The following is a 16,828-nucleotide window of genomic DNA, read 5'->3' as shown; positions in this document are numbered from 1 at the left end:
CAAGCCGATCCGGATCGGCTTCCCGGTGCCGCTCACCGGTGCCTTCGGGGCGGAGGCGAACGACCAGGTCCGCGCCGCGCAGATCGCCATCAAGGAGTTCAACGAGGCCGGCGGCTTCGAGGGGCGCCAGGCCGAATTGCTGGTGCGCGACGACAAGCTCAATCCCGGCGAGGCGGCCACCCGCACCCTGGAGCTGATCGAGAAGGACCAGGTCAACTTCCTGGTCGGCGGCCTGTCGGCGGCGGTGACGCTGTCGATCAACAACGTCGCCCGCGAGCGCGGGGTGATCTACAACTCGATCACCCAATCCGACGCGATCAACGAGGCGAAGGATTTCGGCCGCACCACCTTCCACGAGGCGCTGAACCCGCACATGACCGCGGGCGCCGTCGGCCGCCACGTCTTCCCGAAATTCGGCAAGCGGGTCGCGTTCCTGAGCGCCGACTACGCCTATGGCCACGAGATGATGCGCGGCTTCAAGCGGGCCGGCGAGGCTTCCGGCATCCAGGTCGTGGCCGATATCCGCCACCCGATCGGCGCCTCGGACTATTCCGCCTTCCTGCCCCGCATCGCCGCGCTCAAGCCCGACGTGCTGTGCCTGTGCAATTTCGGCCGCGACCAGGTCGTGTCGATCCAGCAGGCGACAGAATTCGGCTTGAAGCGCACCACCAAGCTGGTGGCTCCGGTGCTGCTCTTCACCTCGCGCAAGGCGGGCGGCGAGGCCTTCGACGGGGTGATCGGCGGCACCTCCTATTACTGGCGCCTGGAGGACAGCGTGCCGAGCGCCAAGGCGTTCAACGACAAGTTCCGCGCCGCCTATAACGGCGCGGTGCCCTCCGATTACGGCGCGCTCGGCTATGCGGGCGTCCGCTCGGTGCTGGAGGCGGTCAAGGCGGCGAAATCGATCGAGACCGACAAGGTGGTCACCGCCATGGAGGGGCTGAAGGCCGATTTCTACAAGGGGCCGCAGAGCTTCCGGAAATGCGACCACCAATCGATCCAGTCGGTCCTGGTCATCGAGTCGAAGTCGAAGGACATGAAGACTCCGGACGACGTCTTCACCATCGTCGGCACCGAGGGCCCGGACGAGAAGTTCCTGCGCAGCTGCGACGAACTCGGGCACAAGGCGTGACGCGCGATCGGGCGGGAGCGCACGGATGAGCGAACTCACACTGGGCGGCTTCCCGCTCGATCTCCTGGCCCTCCAGGTCGTCACCGGGATCGCCCTCGGGGCGATCTACGTGCTGGTGGGGATCGGGCTGTCGCTGATCTTCGGGCTGATGAACGTGGTCAACTTCGCCCACGGCGCCTTCTTCATGCTGGGCGCCTATGTGGGCGTGTTCCTGTACGGCTATACCGGCAGCTTCTGGCTCAGCCTCGTGGCGGCGCCGGTGGCGATGGGGCTGCTCGGCCTCGCGGTCGAGCGCGTCCTGGTCCGCCCGCTCTACGGGCGGGGGATCGACGATCCCCTGCTCCTGACCTTCGGCCTGTCCTACGTGATGATCGAGGCGGTGCGCATCGCCTTCGGGCTCACCGGCCTGCCCTTCGGCGCACCGCCGGAGCTGCGGGGCGGGATCGATATCGGCATCGGCTACTTCCCGCTCTACCGGCTGTTCCTGATCGTCTTCGCGGGACTCGTGGTCGGCGCCCTGTGGCTGTTCATCGAGCGCACCTCGTTCGGGCTCGTCATCCGGGCCGGCGCCCGCGACCCGCAGATCGTGCAGGTGCTCGGCATCCGCATCTCCCGGGTCTGGCTCGCGATCTTCGGCCTCGGCTGCGCGCTCGCCGGGCTCGCCGGCATCCTCGCCGCCCCGCTCCAGGGCGTGACGCCCGAGATGGGGATCCCGGTCCTGGCGGAAGCCTTCGTGGTGACGGTGGTGGGCGGCATGGGCTCGCTCGCCGGCGCGGTGCTGGCGGGGCTGATCGTCGGCATCGTCGTCGCCATGACCTCCCTCGTCGCCCCTGACATGACCAAGATGGCGATCTTCGCCCTGATGGCCCTGGTGCTGCTGGTGCGGCCCCGCGGCCTCCTCGGGCGGGCGGGGGCGCTCGGATGACCGCCCGGACGCCGAGCCGCACGATCGACGCCTCCGCCGCCGTCCCGGCGGCCCGCCCGGGTGCGGGCCGGACCGGGCGCGGGCTGGCGCTCGCCTCCCGCCACCGGGTCGCCCTGACGCTCGCCTTCCTGATCGTCTTTCCCTGGATCGCCCCCTACCAGGCGCTCGCCGCCAACATCCTGGTGCTCGGGCTCTACGCCCTCGGGTTCAACCTCCTGTTCGGCTATACCGGGCTCCTGTCCTTCGGCCACGCGGCCTTCCTCGGCGGCGGCGCCTATGGATGCGGCATCGCCATCGTGCATTACGGGCTGCACCCGGTGCTGGCCCTCGTCGCCGGGACCGGGCTCGCCACGCTGATCGCGGTGGCGATGGGGGCGCTCGCGATCCGCACCCGCGGCATCTACTTCGCGATGACGACGCTCGCCCTGTCGATGTGCGTCTACTACGCCTTCTACCAGGCGGAATCCTTCACCGGCGGCGAGAACGGGTTGCGCGGCATCAACGTGCCGAGCCTGACCCTGCCGGGCATCCGCCTCGACCTCCTGAACCCGACCGTGAAGTACTACGCCGTGCTGGCGGTGGTGGGGCTCGCGGTCTGGCTGTTCTCGCGCCTCCTGTCCTCGCCCTTCGGCGCCGCCCTGGAGGCGATCCGGGAGAACGAGAACCGGGCCCAGGCCTGCGGCTACGACGTGCGCCGGATGAAGCTGGTCGCCTTCGTGATCTCCGGCGCCCTGTGCGGCCTCGCCGGGGCCCTGCAGGCGATCCATCTCTCGATCGTGCCGATCGAGACCATGCACTACTCCACCTCCGGCCAGGCGGTGATGATGGCCCTGCTCGGCGGGATGGGGACCTTCTTCGGCCCCTTCGTGGGCGCGGCGACCTTCTCGCTGCTGCAGGACGGGCTCACCACGCTCACCAGCCACTGGCAGCTCTTCGTCGGCGCGATCTTCATCGCCTTCGTGCTGTTCCTGCCGCTCGGCATCTGGGGCGAGGTGCTGGCGCGCCTCAGGAGGGCGGGATGGTGAAGGCCGAACCCATCCTCGCCGCGCGCGGCCTCGGCAAGAGCTTCGGCAGGTTCCGCGCCCTGTCCGACGTGACGGTCGCGTTTCCGGAAGGCGGCATCACGGCGATCATCGGCCCGAACGGGGCCGGCAAGTCGACCTTCTTCAACCTGATCTCGGGCGCCTTCCCGCCGAGCGAGGGACGGGTGCTGTTTCGCGGGCGCGACATCACCGGCCTGGCGCCGCACCGCTTCGCCCGGATGGGCATCGCCAAGTCGTTCCAGATCACCAACGTCTTCCCGCATCTCACGGTGCGCGAGAACGTCCGCGTCGCCGCGCAGGCGCGGACGGTCCGCTTCGCGCTGTTTCGCGACCGCTCGGCCTACCCCGAGCTGACCGAGCGGGCCGAGGCGCTGCTCGCGGCGGTCGGCCTCGGCCATCGCCTGGACCGGCTCGCCCGCGAGCTCGCCCACGGGGAGCAGCGGGCCCTCGAGATCGCGGTGGCGCTCGCCGCCGAGCCGAGCCTTCTCCTCCTCGACGAGCCGACCGCCGGCATGAGCCCGGAGGAGACCCGGGCGATGATGGACCTCGTCCAGCGCCTCGCCGAGACCTGCACGCTGATCCTCGTGGAGCACAAGATGAAGCTCGTCATGGGCCTGTGCCGCCGGCTCGTGGTGCTGCACCAGGGCCAGCTCCTGGCCGAGGGCAGCCCCGACGACATCCGGGCGCATCCGGAGGTGCGCCGCGTCTATCTGGGCAAAAGCGCGTGAGCGCGGTCGTGACGGATGCGCGCGTGAGCGCGGGCGCGCAGGATGCGCGCATGAGCGCGGGCGCGCAGGATGCGCGCATGGGAGCGAACGCCCCGCTGCTGGCGGTCGGGGACCTCCAGGCCTGGTACGGCCACTCCCATGTCCTCCAGGGCATCGCGCTGGAGGTCCGGCCCGGGGAGATCGTGACGCTGGCCGGCCGCAACGGCGCGGGCAAGACGACGACCCTCAAGGCGATCATGGGGCTTGTGGCGAAGCGCGCCGGCCGCGTGACCTTCGCGGGCGAGGACATCCTCGCGCTGCCGCCCGACGCGCGCTTCCATCGCGGGCTCGCCTACGTGCCCGAGGAGCGGCGCATCGTGCCGGGCCTGACCGTGGAGGAGAACCTGCGCCTCGGCATCCTGGCCGCGAAGAACCGCCGGGACGAGGCGCGCCGGATCGAGGCCATCGCCGAGACCTTCCCGCGCCTCAAGCAGCGCCTGAAGCAGGAGGCGATCACGATGTCGGGCGGCGAGCAGCAGATGCTCGCCATCGCCCGCGCCCTCATGGCCGAGCCGGTCATGGTGCTCCTCGACGAGCCCTCCGAGGGCATCATGCCGGTCCTGGTCGAGGAGATGTTCGAGCAGTTCGTGGCGATGAAGCGCGCCGGCACCACCATCCTGCTGGTCGAGCAGAACGTCGAGCTGGCGCTGGAGGTCTCGGACCGGGTCTACATCGTCGATGGCGGCGCGGTGGTGCACCATGCGCCGGCGGCCGAGCTGCGGGCGGATCCGGAGATCCAGGCGCGCTATTGCGCGGTGTGAGGCCCGACCGCCGGCCCTCGGCAGACTCGCCTTGGCAAGTCAACGCGTCGTCCGCTCGGACTCTCGATTTGCCGCAGATTCTCGCCACGGAACCGGCAACCGCTTTCGTGAAATCTGCTGAGGTCTCCCGGGGGCTGCGTCCAATCCGCTTGGTCCAATCCGCTTGCCAGCCGGCCCACCGGGACACATTCAGGATCGGTGCCACCTCCTGCCCCTTCCGCCTCCGTCCCGGACATGACGACCTTTGATCACTCCGCCCGCGAGGGCCTGCCCCCGGCCCGGCGCCGGCAGGCGATGGTCGCGGTGCTCGCCGGCGTGGCCCTCGCCACGCTCGACACCGCCATCGCCAACACCGCGCTGCCGACCATCGCGGCCGATCTCGGCGTCGATCCGGCGGATTCCGTCTGGATCGTGAACGCCTACCAGCTCGCCGTGGTGGCGACGCTCCTGCCGGTCGCGGCGCTCGGCGAGATCGTCGGGCAGCGGCGGGTCTACCTCGCGGGCCTGGCCCTCTTCACCGCCGCGTCGCTCGTCTGCGCGCTCGCCTGGTCGCTGCCGGCGCTCGTCGCCGCGCGGGTGCTGCAGGGCGTCGGGGCGAGCGCCCTGATGGCGGTCAACGTCGCGCTCATCCGCTTCATCTACCCGACCCACGAGCTCGGGCGGGGCCTCGGCCTCAACGCCTTCGTGGTCGGGGTCGGCTTCGCCGTCGGGCCGACCGTGGCCTCGCTGATCCTGGTGGCGGCGCCCTGGCCGTGGCTGTTCGCCATCAACCTGCCGATCGGCCTCGCGGCCCTCGGGATCGCCCGGCGCGCCCTGCCCGAGACGGGCCGCGCCGGCCACGCCTTCGACGGGGTCGGCGCCCTCCTCAACGCCGCCACCTTCGCGCTCCTCGTGCTCGGGCTCGGCGAGGCCGCCCATGCGGGGCCGCTCTGGCGCGTGCTCGCGGAATTCGCCGGCGCGCTCGCCTGCGGCGCGCTGCTCCTGCGCCGCCAGGCCGGCCACCCGGCCCCGATGCTCGCCGTCGACCTGCTCAAGCGCCCGCTCTTCGCGCTCTCGGCCGCGACCTCGGTCTGCTCCTTCGCCGCGCAGGGGCTCGCCTTCGTGTCGCTGCCGTTCCTGTTCCAGCACGCCCTCGGGCGCTCGCAGGTCGAGACCGGCTTCCTGATGACGCCCTGGCCGGTGGTGGTCGCCCTGATGGCGCCGATCGCGGGCCGCCTGTCGGACCGCTACCCGCCGGGACTCCTCGGCGGGATCGGCCTCGCGCTCCTGGCGCTCGGCATGGGGCTCCTGGCGGCGCTGCCGCCCGAGCCGAGCGTGGCGGGCATCGCCTGGCGGATGGCGCTCTGCGGGGCCGGCTTCGGCTTCTTCCAGGCGCCGAACCTGCGCGCCATCATGACGAGCGCGCCGCCGTCGCGCTCGGGCGGGGCGAGCGGCATCGTCGCCACCTCGCGGCTCCTCGGCCAGACCACCGGGGCGGCCCTGGTGGCGGCGTGCTTCGCGATCGCCGCGGCGCACGGCCCGGCCCTGGCGCTGGGGCTCGGCGCCGCCTTCGCCGGCATCGCCAGCGTGGTGAGCGTGTCGCGGCTCGTCGTGCGTCCGGGGCAGGGGGCGGCGGATCAATCGGCATGAGGGGGCCTGCCCTCATGCGCTATCGTCGCGCGCCGCCACGCTGCGCGGCGCGAGCCGCCATCCGGCGCGCACCGGAGGCGGCGCGGCACCAGGGAGGGAACCTGCCGTGATCCACGTCCTCGCCATCATCACTACCAAGCCCGGCCAGCGCGACACGGTGCTCGAGGCCTTCCGGGCCAACGTGCCCGCCGTCCATGCCGAGGAGGGCTGCATCGAGTACGGGGCGGCCGTCGACACCGAGGGCGCCGGCCCGATCCAGGCGCCGCTCGGGCCGGACACCTTCATGGTGGTCGAGAAATGGGCGAGCCTCGACGCCCTCAAGGCGCATGCGGCCGCGCCCCACATGGCGGCCTACGGGGCCAGGACCAAGGACCACATCGTCTCCCGGACGATCCACGTCCTGTCGCCGGCCTGACCCCGTCCCGGCGCCCTCATCCCGAGGGCGCCCTGACCTTGACGCCGAGCATCGCCTCGAAGGGCAGCACCATCGCGCCCTTGTCCCGGTCGCCGTGGCCGGCGCGCAGGGCCATCTGGTAGGTCGTCGTGGCGGCGGCCGTCACCGGGAGCGGGAAGCCCCGCGCGACCGAGACCGCGGCGGCGCTGACGAGGTCCTTGTAGGCCTTGCCCAGGGGATATCCCTCGTCGAACTCGCCCCGCAGGATCCGCGGCACGAAGTATTGCGAGGCGTAGCTGCGGCTGGTGCCCGTGGTGACCACGCTCGCCAGCCGCTCCGGGTCCAGGCCCATCGCCACCGCCATCGGCAGCACCTCGGCGAGCGCCGCGATGTTGATGTCGTAGATCACGTTGTTGATCGTCTTGGTGAGCTGGCCGCTGCCGAGCGGTCCCATGTGCAGCACCTGGGCGCCGATGCGCGCGAGGAGCGGCCTCATCGCCGCGAAGGTCTCGGGCGCGCCGCCGCACATCACCGTGAGCGTCCCGGCCTCCGCCCCGGCGGGCGCGCCGGAGACCGGCGCGTCGAGGACGTGGACGCCCCGCGCCTCCAGCGCCTCGCCGAGGCGCACCGCCTGGCCGTGGGCGATGGTGCTGAGATCGACCAATGTGGCCCCCGGCGCCAGACGGGGGCCGAGCCCGTCCGGACCGAACAGCACCGCCTCGACCACGTCGCCGTCGGGCAGGCAGAGGAAGAGCACGTCGGCGCCCGCCACCGCCGCCCTGTCGGTCGTGACGGTGATGCCGGGCTCCGCCAAGCCGGCGACCCGGCCGGGATCGGCGTCGACCGCCACGACCGTCTCGGTGCCGTCCCCCTTGCGGGCGAGGTTGAGGGCGATCGGCCAGCCCATCTGGCCGAGGCCCATCACGGCGATGCGGCGGCTCATCGGGCGGCGCCCGTCTCGCCGGCGGACTTGTCGTCGGCCGAGTCGATCCCGATCGCCTCCAGGAAGCGCGACACCATGTTGTAGGCGCCGATCGTGGCGGTCAGCTCGACGATCGCCCGCGGCTCGAAATGCTCGCGCAGGGCGGCGAAGATCGCGGGCTCGACGTGGATCGTCTGGGTCATCGCATCGCAATAGGCGAGGACGGCCCGCTCGCGCGGCGCGAACGCCTCGGATCCCTGCCAGTCGGGCAGGGCGTCGAGCTGGGCCTGCGTCACCCCCTCGCGCAGGGCGATCGGCACGTGCTGCTCGGCCTCGTAGCGGGCGCCGTTGAGATGCGCGACCTGGACGATCACCAACTCGCGGATGTCGCCGGGCAGGTCGCAGCGCTGGCGGATCGCGGTCAGGAAGGTCAACCAGCCCTCGGCGACCGGCGGGCTGTGCAGCAGCATCGCGTAGAGGTGCAGGATCTCGCCGCGCTCGGCGACGATCCGCTCGGCGAGGGCGGCCGTCTCGGGCCGGGTGGGATCGGCGTAGGGGATGCGGGCCACGGATTCGGTTCCTCCACAACACCGCCATCGCTACACCAGAATGCCCTCGCGGTGTGCTCGATCTCCTGGCCCCAGGAGAAGCCGAGGGAGCCCGACTGGCTCACGATCCCGATCGCGTGCGGGGCGAACGGCCGGCGCGCGGGCCCCCCCGAGACGGAGAGGCCGGCCCCGGTGACGTAGTTGACGAGGCCGATCGTGTTCGGCCCGACGAGGCGCATGCCGGCCTCTCGGGCGAGGGCGACGAGGCGCCGTTGCCGCGCGACGTGGTCCGGCTTGCCGGTCTCGGCGAAGCCGGCGGCCAGGACGCCTCGCACTCGATTGCGTCACCCGGCGCTTTTACATGCCGTCCCCGCTCGTGCCGCGCTCCTCCCATCGGGCATCCAACTCCGCTCGCCGCTCGCGTCCATGGTCTCCCCTCTAAATATAATGTGGCATGGCGGTGTCGCTGCCGTGGCATCATCATCGGCGTGATTAAGCTAGCGATGTGATTCCGGTGCCTTTTTCGACTTGCGATGATGAATTTTGAGGTTTTTGAATTGTTGTCCTCGGCCGCAAAAGCTCCGAAATATTCTATATAATCGCCTTTGCAATCGAATTGATGTTCTGTGAATATTAATCTATATTTTTCCAAGGATTTTTTCTGATTTAACACAAGGGAATGGCTTGACGAGACTGGGTCAGTTTTGATTCAATATGTGAATGGATGTCTAATCCATGTGAGCGGCTGTTGCAGAAAGTCGGGTGATCCTGCTTTCTTGCGATGATAGACGATGAAAATGCAGGATTTCAATATTCTGCATTTTCGATAGGAGCATTATAAATGGAAGCCGGGTTGATCCAAAGAGTTATAGATGTTTTAGGAGGTGAATGGGTCGCTAAAGACAACCATATTTCTGCTACCATATTGAAAAGCGGAACTATGGCGTTCATGGGTATTCGCGATGCGGCGGCCGTGATCGAAGAAGACGATGATTTGTCGAGCAAGACTGAGCCGCAGCTGGCCAGTCTGGCGCCGCCGCCATCTAAGGTGGATTGGCGAAATAACAATGGAAATTACGTTACAGAGATCAAGTATCAGGGCGCGTGCGGGTCATGCGTGGCGTTCGCAGTGTGTGCAATGCTCGAGTCGAGGGTGCGGATCCTGCGAAATGATCCGAATTTGGAGATCGATCTATCTGAGGCCCATCTGTTTTCCTGCGGCTGCACGAATTGCTGCGACACCGGGTGGCACAATCAAAAAGCGCTCAAATTTGCTAAGAAAAAGGGGATCGGCCTGGAAAAGGATTTTCCCTATAAGCCTGGCAATCAGCCCTGCCCGAAGCCGCCGCTCTCGCATTTCTTGAAGGTGAAATCATATTCGGCCATCAAGAGCAACGAAACGCGCAGGCGCATTATAGCCACCAAGGGTCCTGTTGTCGCCTCAATGCAAATTTATGACGATTTTAGAAACTATGCTGGAGGGATTTACAGTCATGTGACCGGATCCCTGATCGGGCATCATGCTGTATGTATCGTGGGGTACGACCATGACGATAAATACTGGATCGTAAAAAATAGTTGGAACACGAGTTGGGGTGACAATGGATTTTTTAAAATAAAATATGATCAATGTGAAATCGACAAAAGTTTCGCATTCTACGACGCAGACATTGTTTTTGCGCCAGCAAATTTACCATCTGCAAACAATCGGATATCATAATCGCTCAAGAAGGAGTCTGTCCATGCCCAGAAAACAGCTCTTGCGTCCCGTATCCGAAAATACAAGCGCAACGGCTCATGTTGGCCAAAGCGTTGCTGTCGAATTGCGCGGCGGGGGAGGCAGTGGATTCGCTTGGCAGCCGGTGTCCCCCTTACCAAAGGGCGTTAGTTTAAAAAAGGAATATAAAATACCGTCCTCGAGGGCGAGTATTGGCGGTGCAGGAAGGGAAATACTAAATTTTTCTTTTGAAAAGAAGGGTCATTATCAGGTAGATCTAGAATTTGTGTCCCCGGGTGGGCATGAAGTGGTGGAAACGAAAAAACTGAATTTTGATATCGATTAGATATTTATAAGCTGCTGCAATCTTATCGCCATCGATCGCACATGTCGGCGGCGATAAGATTGCCGCATGTTTTATATCATAATGATATAATCTGTAATGCAAATGAAAATGCTGTCGTGGTCGCCGTGAATATGCGAGGCGAGCTGAGATAGACCGTACCGTGGGCGCGACCCGCCAGCCGGTACGGCGCTCCGTGGATCGCCGAGCTGCGCACGCTTTCACCGTCGGCCCGCCCGACCCCGCCGCAAGCGGTCCCGGCCCACCACCCTGGCAGAGGCCGAGCGGGCCGCTTCAGACGCCGTTCAACTGCGCGAGTTCGTCGTCGATACACAGGTCCTCGCCCACTTGCTCCCGGCCCGGATCGCGCAAACCAGCGAGCTGCTGGCCACTCGTGACCGGGAAACCGAATGACAGCGCCAGCGCGACGAAGGCGCGCAGCGCTTCGGACAGCCTGTTCCCATCGCTGCGGCGCCGAGCGGGAGGGCGCCTCGAAAGGCTGATAACCTGCGTTGCGACGTGAGCGAGGACGGACGCGATGCGCCAGGGAGCGCCGAGCTTGCAGAGGTCGCGGTGGCGGTTCTGCCTCTTCACGCTCCTCTACCTCTACCAGGGCCTCGTGGCCGGCTTCGCGCTGACCGCGCTCGCCAACCACTTCGCCGCAGCCGGCGCCTCGACGGCGGAGGTCGGCCGCCATCTCGCGGTCGTCGGCCTGCCCTGGGTCCTGCAGCCGCTGCTCTGGGGGCCGCTGGTCGATCGCGCGGCGCCCCATCGCATGGGGCCGCGCCGGGCCTGGCTCGTCCTGTCCCTCCTCGGCGCGCAGGCGAGCCTGGCGGGCCTGCTGCTGCTCGGCGCGCGCCCGAGCCTGGCAGCGGTCAGCATCGTGCTCGGCCTTCACAGCCTCGCCGCGTCCCTGGCCGACACCGCCACCGACCGCCTGATCGCCGGCAGCGTGCCCGCCGACGAGCTGGGGCGCACCAGCGCCGCAACGCGGGCGGGCTTCGTGACCGGCAGCGCTGCCGGGACCGCGCTCTTCGCGTGGATCCTCGCGGCGGACGGCGTCCCGGCGGCGTCGGGGGCGCTGCTCGCCCTGACCACGCCGCTCGCCCTCGCCGCGTCCCTCGTGCGGGAGGCGCCGGAGGACGCGCTCGTGTCCTTTCGCTGGCGCACCGCGCCGCGGGCCCCGGGCCGCGGACGGGTCCTGGACACCATCGCCTTCGCGCGCCGGCTCCTCGCGGCGTTCCGGACGCGCGACGCGGCGCTCCTGCTGGCGCTGTGCTTTGCCGTCGATCTCGGGCTCGCGCTGTTCCAGGTGCCGTTCGCCGTCGCGCTGGTGCAGGTCCATGGCTGGGACGCGGGCGCCCTCTCGCGCCTGCAGGCGGCGCTGGCGCTTCTCGGCGGCACGCTCGGCGCGGCCGGGATCGGCGCGGCCGTCGACCGGATCGGGCCGGGGCGGGCCCTGCGGGCCCTGCTCCTCGCCTGCGCGGCGGCGTTCGGCGCCGCCGGCTTGCTGATCGCGGCCGGCCTGGAGGCCGCGATGGGTCCGGTCATCCTGGGGCTGGCCAGCGTCGTGCCGGCGCTCCTCTACGTCGCCCTGCTGCCGACCGTGCTGCTGGCGAGCCGCGCGGGACGGGCCTCCGCGACGCAGTTCCAGATCTACATGGCGGCGATGAATCTCGGCGACGTCGCCGGCGCGGCTTTGGCCGGCCCGCTCGCCGCGGCGGTGGCGCCGACGCTCGTGGCGCTCGGCGTCGCGGGCCTGTTCCTGGTCTGCGCACGCGCCGCGCCCGGCCGGTGAGCCGATGCGGCCTCAGCGGACTTGCGTCGGCAAGCCAACGCTTCGTCCGCTTAGGTCCTTGTTTGGTCGCAGATTTCTGTCGCAAAACCGGCGACCGCTTTCGCGAAATCTGCTTAGGTGAGGCCGTAGCCCGTCCCGATGCTCAGGTCGGGCCGGGTCCGGAGCCGAGGAGCGCGGCCGGCGGGGCTCACATGGCCGATCGTCGCGCTTGACGGTCGGGGCCAAAACCCGCCTTCTAAGGCGATAACAAATACCGATCGGGAGGAAGTCTTGATGGTCATGAAGCGGTTGTTGCTGTCTGCCGGATGTCTCGTGTTGTCGGCTTGGCCTGCCTTGGCGCAAACGAAGATCAAGGTCGGCGTCTTGAACGATATGTCGGGCGTCTATTCCGATATCGGCGGTAAAGGCTCGGTCGTCGCGGCGCAGCTAGCGGCGGAGGACTTCGCGGCGATCAGCAAGGACGTCACCGTCGAGATCCTGGCCGCCGACCACCAGAACAAGCCGGATATCGGCGCCGGGGTCGCGCGGCAATGGTACGACCGGGACGGCGTCGACGCCATCTTCGACGTGCCGACCTCCTCCGTCGCCCTCGCGGTGAGCCAGGTCACGCGCGAGAAGAACAAGATCTTCATCAATTCGGGCGCCGGCACCACCGACCTGACCGGCTCGCAATGCTCGCCCAATACCATCCACTGGACCTACGATACCTATGCGCTCGCCAACGGCACGGGCGGTGCCATGGTCAAGCGCGGCGGCGATACCTGGTTCTTCCTGACGGCGGATTACGCCTTCGGGCAATCGCTGCAGAACGAGACCGCGGCGGTCGTGACGCGCAACGGCGGCAAGGTCCTCGGCTCCGCCAAGGTGCCGTTTCCGGCCAGCGACTTCTCGTCCTTCCTGCTTCAGGCTCAGGCCTCCGGCTCGAAGGTCATCGGGCTCGCCAATGCCGGCGGCGACACGATCAACGCCGTCAAGCAGGCGCACGAGTTCGGCATCACGCAGGGCGGGCAGAAGCTCGCGGCGCTCTTGTTCTACGCGCAGGACGCCAAGGCGCTCGGCCTCGAGACCGCGCAGGGGCTGGTGCTCACGGAGGCCTTCTACTGGGACCTGAACGACGGGACCCGGGCCTTCTCGGAGCGCTTCGCCAAGCGGGCGAACGGCAACATGCCGAGCATGAACCAGGCCGGCGTCTATGGCGGGATGATGCACTACCTGAAGGCGGTGGCGGCGACGAAGTCGAAGGATCCCAAGGTCGTGATGGAGTGGATGAAGGCCAATCCGACCGACGATCCGCTGTTCGGCAAGGGCCTGGTCCGGCCCGACGGCCGCACGATCCACGACATGTACCTGTTCGAGGTCAAGAAGCCGTCGGAGTCCAAGGGCCCGTGGGACGTCTACAACAAGCTCACGACCATCCCGGGCGACCAGGCGTTCAAGCCGATGAGCCAGGGCGGCTGCCCGCTGGTGGGCAAGAGCTGATGGCAAAGAGCTGATGGCAAAGAGCTGACGGTGCCGGCCGTGCGGTCCGTGCGGGATCGCGCGGCTCGGCGGGTGTCGCGGGTGCCGTGATTGCAGGTGTCATGATCGCAGGTGCCTCGTCAGGCCGCCCGCACCGGGCCGGGATCCAGGGCGGCGACGAGGATCGGCGCGGGCGCGACCGCCACGGCGGTTAGGCACGCGAGGTCTGCGCCGCCATCGCGGCGGCCAGCAGCATGCCTGCGAGGAGCGCCGCCGGGCGGCCGGCCTCCGCGAAGGGTCCGAGCGCGATCGGCGACGCGCAAAGCCTCGACCGCGCCGGTGAGGCTTGCCTCGCGAGCAAGAGAACCGGGGCGGCTCGTGTGTCTCGCGAGAAGGCCGAGACGGCATTCGGTCGGTCAACGGGGTGACGTGCTGAGCGCGGCACGATACCGACGGTCGTCCTCGACGACCGTCGGTAAGAACCCGTGCGGACCGGGCCCGCCGCGCCTCAGGCGAAGACCCGCCCCAGAGCCCCGTCGATCGCCTCCACGATCCGGTCGATATCCGCCGGGGTCGCGATCAGTGCCGGGCTGAGGCAGAGCGTGTTGTTGAGCCCGGCGAGCGAGCGGTTGGTGGCACCGATGATGACGCCGTGCGCCATGCAATCGGCGACCACGGCCTGGACCCGCTTCTCCTCTGCCGGCTCCTTCGTGGCGCGGTCGGCGACCAGCTCGGCGCCGTAGAACAGGCCCTTGCCGCGCACGTCGCCGACGACGGCGTGGCGCTCGGCGAGGCCATGGAGGCCCGCCATCAGCCGCTCGCCCATCGCCACCGTGTTCTCGAGCAGGCCCTCGTCCTCGATGATCCGCATGGTCTCGAGCGCCGCAGCCGGGCCGGCGGTGCAGCCGCCGAAGGTCGAGATATCGCGAAAGTAGGACATCGGGTCGGCGGCGTCGTCCTTGAACAGCGCGAACACCGCCTCGGTCGTCGTCGTGCAGGCGATCGCCGCGTAGCCCGAGGCCACGCCCTTCGCCATCGTCACGAAATCCGGCTGCACGCCATAGGTCTGGTAGCCGAACCACGCACCGGTGCGGCCCATGCCGCAGACCACCTCGTCGATGTGGATCAGGATCTCGTGCCGGCGGCAGATGTCCTGCACCTTCTCCCAGTAGCCCTTCGGCGGGGTGATCACGCCGCCGCCTGCGGTGACGGGTTCCAGGCAGATCGCCCCGATGGTGTCGGGTCCCTCGCGCAGGATCACCGCCTCGATCGCGTCGGCGGCCATCTCGCCGTAATTCTCCACCGCCCCCCATTGGCTGCGGTATTCGAGGCAGTGGGGCACCATCACGAAGCCGTCCGGGAACGGACCGTACTGGTCGCGCCGCTGGTCCTGGCCGGCCGCCGCGAGCGCGCCGATCGTGGTGCCGTGGTAGTCGCGCTCGCGGTAGAGGATCTTGGCTTTGCGTCCGCCATGGTGCCGGTGCGCGATCTGGCGCACCATCTTGAACACCTTCTCGTTCGCCTCCGAGCCGGAGTTCGAATAGTAGACCCGGCTCATGCCGGGCATCTTCTCGATCAGCCGCTCGGAGAACAGGGCCGCCGGCACCGAGCCGGCCGAGCCGGCGAAGTAGTTGAGCTTGACCAATTGGTCGCGCACCGCATCGGCGATGCTGGTGCGGCCGTAGCCGACATTCACGGTCCAGACGCCACCCGCGACCGCGTCGAGGTATTCGCGGCCGGTCGCGTCCCAGACGCGCATCCCCTTGCCTTCGACCATCACCCGCGGGTCGACGGACTCGTAGGGCTTGTGCTGCGAGAGGTGGTGCCAGACATGGGCCCGGTCGGCCTCGATGACGTGGCGCAGGTCGTTGGTGCGGGACATGTCGTTCATGGAGCGGTTCCTTCCGAAGGGAACGGGGCTTCGCGCGGGCCGGCCGGCGGCCCCGTGGGTCGTGTGACCGGCTGACGCCTCAGGCCACCGGGTCGCGCTGGATCGCGAAGGGCGCCCAGGACTGGGTCACCGGCACGATCTCCAGGCTGTTGATGTTGACGTGACCGGGCAGAGAGGCAACCCAGCCGACGGTCTCGGCGATGTCCTCGGGCTGGAGCGGATGCGCGCCCTTGTAGAGGGCATCGTAGGTGGCCTGGTTGCCGCCGGTGCGGACCAGCGTGAACTCGCTCTCGGACAGGCCGGGCTCGATGGAGGTGACCCGCACGCCCTTGGCCGAGAGGTCGCAGCGCAGGCCCCGCGAGAATTGGCGGACGAAGGCCTTGGTCCCGCCATACACGTTGCCGCCCGGATAGGGCCAGTTCGACGCGATCGAGGCGAGGTTCACGACGAGGCCGCGCTGGGCGATCAGCCGGTCGAGCAGGAGCCGGGTGATCGTGACGAGGCCGACGACGTTGGTGTCGATCATCGTCCGCCACTGGGCGAGGTCGCGATCCTGCGCCGGTCCGGTGCCGAGGGCGAGCCCGGCATTGTTGACGAGGAGCGAGACCTTCGCGAAGGCCGGCGGCAGCGAGGCGAGCGCCTCCCGGGTGGCCGCCTCGTCGCGGGTGTCGAAGGCGAGCGGATGGGCGTGCTCGCTCCCGCCGAGCGTCGCCACCAGGGCGTCGAGCCGGCCGCGGTCGGCGGCCGGTCACCACGAGGCGCCAGCCGTCGCGGGCGAGGCGGCGGGCGATGGCGTCGCCGAAGCCGGTGGTGGCTCCGGTGTCCGCCGCGCCGAAGACCGCGAGCGTCCCCTTGAGCCGGCCGCGGTCGGCGCCGCCAGCAGGATCTTCGAGGTCTCGCCGATGCCGCACCAGATGATGACGAGCGGCAGGTAGGCGAGCGGCGGCAGCGGCCGGTAGAACTCGATGAAGGGATCGAGCACAGCGCGCAGGGTCGGGTTGAGGCCGGTGGCGAGCCCGAGAGGGATCCCGATCAGGGCCGCGAGCACGAAGGCGGCGGCGACGCGCAGGAGGCTCATGCAAGGCGGCCTCGAGCGTCAAGGAGATCAGCGGCTGGAGCTTCGATCGGGTCGACGACGACGACCGGGCGCCGACGGCAGGGCCCGGAACACCGTCTCGTCCACCGTCCGGAAGCCCTCCACCCGCATCTGGCTCGCATCCGCGCCGTTGGCGCCCGCCAGCGTTACCTGCGCGGTCTTCTCCGCCAGCACGCCATGCTCCACCAGGGCGGCCGCGAAGGCCTGCGTCGCCGCGTGATCCCGGGCGAACTCGTCGCAGAACGCCATCGCGGCCCGCGCCCGCTCCGTCGGCCCGCCCGCTTCGTCGAACAGCGGATCGGCCCCGTCCTGCGCGGCGTCGCGGCTGATCAGGTCGCTCGCCCCGTCGATCCCGAGCATCGCATCGCCCCCGGTCAGCGGGATCGCCGCGGCCTCCGCGGCGA

General features: G+C 68.7%; 17 protein-coding genes and 1 pseudogene. 11 read left to right on the top strand and 7 right to left on the bottom strand.

Annotated elements, in window-relative coordinates:
* The 7 genes from VQ03_RS13855 to VQ03_RS13825 all read left to right on the top strand — a co-directional run.
* On the top strand, window positions 1-1,132 hold a 1,132-nt coding region (locus VQ03_RS13855; protein WP_048451472.1), incomplete at its 5' end, for an ABC transporter substrate-binding protein.
* Between the two features lie 25 nt (window positions 1,133-1,157).
* Entirely contained in the window at window positions 1,158-2,057 is a 900-nt protein-coding gene (locus VQ03_RS13850) for a branched-chain amino acid ABC transporter permease (protein ID WP_048451471.1), read from the top strand.
* Window positions 2,054-3,082 carry a branched-chain amino acid ABC transporter permease gene (locus VQ03_RS13845; protein ID WP_048451470.1) on the top strand — a complete coding sequence of 343 codons (1,029 nt, stop codon included), beginning with the start codon at window positions 2,054-2,056 and terminating at the stop codon, window positions 3,080-3,082. The genes VQ03_RS13850 and VQ03_RS13845 overlap by 4 nt, the downstream gene beginning before the upstream one ends.
* Complete coding sequence (locus tag VQ03_RS13840; RefSeq protein WP_048451469.1) at window positions 3,076-3,828, top strand: ABC transporter ATP-binding protein; 753 nt, start codon at window positions 3,076-3,078, stop codon at window positions 3,826-3,828. The genes VQ03_RS13845 and VQ03_RS13840 overlap by 7 nt, the downstream gene beginning before the upstream one ends.
* Before the next feature lie 77 nt (window positions 3,829-3,905).
* A complete protein-coding gene (locus VQ03_RS13835) occupies window positions 3,906-4,628 on the top strand; it encodes an ABC transporter ATP-binding protein (protein ID WP_157064104.1) in 723 nt (240 codons plus the stop codon).
* Between the two features lie 234 nt (window positions 4,629-4,862).
* Entirely contained in the window at window positions 4,863-6,257 is a 1,395-nt protein-coding gene (locus tag VQ03_RS13830) for an MFS transporter (protein ID WP_048451468.1), read from the top strand.
* A 106-nt stretch (window positions 6,258-6,363) separates the two neighbouring features.
* A complete protein-coding gene (locus VQ03_RS13825) occupies window positions 6,364-6,672 on the top strand; it encodes a putative quinol monooxygenase (RefSeq protein WP_048451467.1) in 309 nt (102 codons plus the stop codon).
* A 16-nt stretch (window positions 6,673-6,688) separates the two neighbouring features.
* On the opposite strand, the gene VQ03_RS13820 is transcribed toward VQ03_RS13825, so the two are convergent.
* Together VQ03_RS13820 and VQ03_RS13815 are read right to left on the bottom strand one after the other, a co-directional pair.
* Window positions 6,689-7,594, bottom strand: a complete 906-nt coding sequence (locus VQ03_RS13820; protein WP_048451466.1) for an NAD(P)-dependent oxidoreductase — start codon at window positions 7,592-7,594, stop codon at window positions 6,689-6,691.
* Window positions 7,591-8,142 (bottom strand): carboxymuconolactone decarboxylase family protein, encoded by a 552-nt coding sequence (locus VQ03_RS13815; protein ID WP_048451465.1) that lies wholly within the window; start codon window positions 8,140-8,142, stop codon window positions 7,591-7,593. Before VQ03_RS13815 ends, VQ03_RS13820 begins: the two co-directional genes overlap by 4 nt.
* Before the next feature lie 820 nt (window positions 8,143-8,962).
* Here VQ03_RS13815 and VQ03_RS31940 point away from each other — a divergent pair.
* Complete coding sequence (locus VQ03_RS31940) at window positions 8,963-9,841, top strand: C1 family peptidase (RefSeq protein WP_083467988.1); 879 nt, start codon at window positions 8,963-8,965, stop codon at window positions 9,839-9,841.
* Between the two features lie 22 nt (window positions 9,842-9,863).
* Complete coding sequence (locus VQ03_RS31935; RefSeq protein WP_167376094.1) at window positions 9,864-10,184, top strand: protease inhibitor I42 family protein; 321 nt, start codon at window positions 9,864-9,866, stop codon at window positions 10,182-10,184.
* Window positions 10,185-10,475: 291 nt separating this feature from the next.
* Here the strand turns inward: VQ03_RS31935 and VQ03_RS33775 are convergent, their stop codons facing one another.
* The gene (locus VQ03_RS33775; protein WP_167376093.1) at window positions 10,476-10,775 is read right to left on the bottom strand and encodes a hypothetical protein; all 300 of its coding nucleotides are present in this window, start codon (window positions 10,773-10,775) and stop codon (window positions 10,476-10,478) included.
* On the opposite strand from VQ03_RS33775, the gene VQ03_RS13810 reads away from it, so the two are divergent.
* Together VQ03_RS13810 and VQ03_RS13805 are read left to right on the top strand one after the other, a co-directional pair.
* Window positions 10,741-11,979 (top strand): MFS transporter, encoded by a 1,239-nt coding sequence (locus tag VQ03_RS13810; RefSeq protein WP_167376092.1) that lies wholly within the window; start codon window positions 10,741-10,743, stop codon window positions 11,977-11,979. The two genes, VQ03_RS33775 and VQ03_RS13810, sit on opposite strands and share 35 nt — an antisense overlap.
* 273 nt (window positions 11,980-12,252) lie before the next feature.
* Complete coding sequence (locus tag VQ03_RS13805; RefSeq protein WP_048451463.1) at window positions 12,253-13,458, top strand: ABC transporter substrate-binding protein; 1,206 nt, start codon at window positions 12,253-12,255, stop codon at window positions 13,456-13,458.
* A gap of 487 nt (window positions 13,459-13,945) precedes the next feature.
* Here VQ03_RS13805 and VQ03_RS13800 read toward each other — a convergent pair whose 3' ends face one another.
* The 4 genes and pseudogenes from VQ03_RS13800 to VQ03_RS13790 all read right to left on the bottom strand — a co-directional run.
* A complete protein-coding gene (locus VQ03_RS13800) occupies window positions 13,946-15,328 on the bottom strand; it encodes an aminotransferase family protein (protein ID WP_048451462.1) in 1,383 nt (460 codons plus the stop codon).
* A gap of 79 nt (window positions 15,329-15,407) precedes the next feature.
* A complete protein-coding gene (locus VQ03_RS13795; protein ID WP_245292078.1) occupies window positions 15,408-16,043 on the bottom strand; it encodes an SDR family NAD(P)-dependent oxidoreductase in 636 nt (211 codons plus the stop codon).
* 120 nt (window positions 16,044-16,163) lie between these two features.
* Window positions 16,164-16,403, bottom strand: a pseudogene (locus tag VQ03_RS31930) (ABC transporter permease subunit); the annotation flags it as partial.
* Between the two features lie 30 nt (window positions 16,404-16,433).
* Window positions 16,434-16,828: SapC family protein (locus VQ03_RS13790; RefSeq protein ID WP_167376091.1), on the bottom strand; the 395-nt coding region annotated here is incomplete at its 5' end.

This window comes from Methylobacterium tarhaniae, from assembly GCF_001043955.1.
Lineage (GTDB): Bacteria > Pseudomonadota > Alphaproteobacteria > Rhizobiales > Beijerinckiaceae > Methylobacterium > Methylobacterium tarhaniae.
This window is presented reverse-complemented; position numbering and strand designations above follow the sequence as displayed.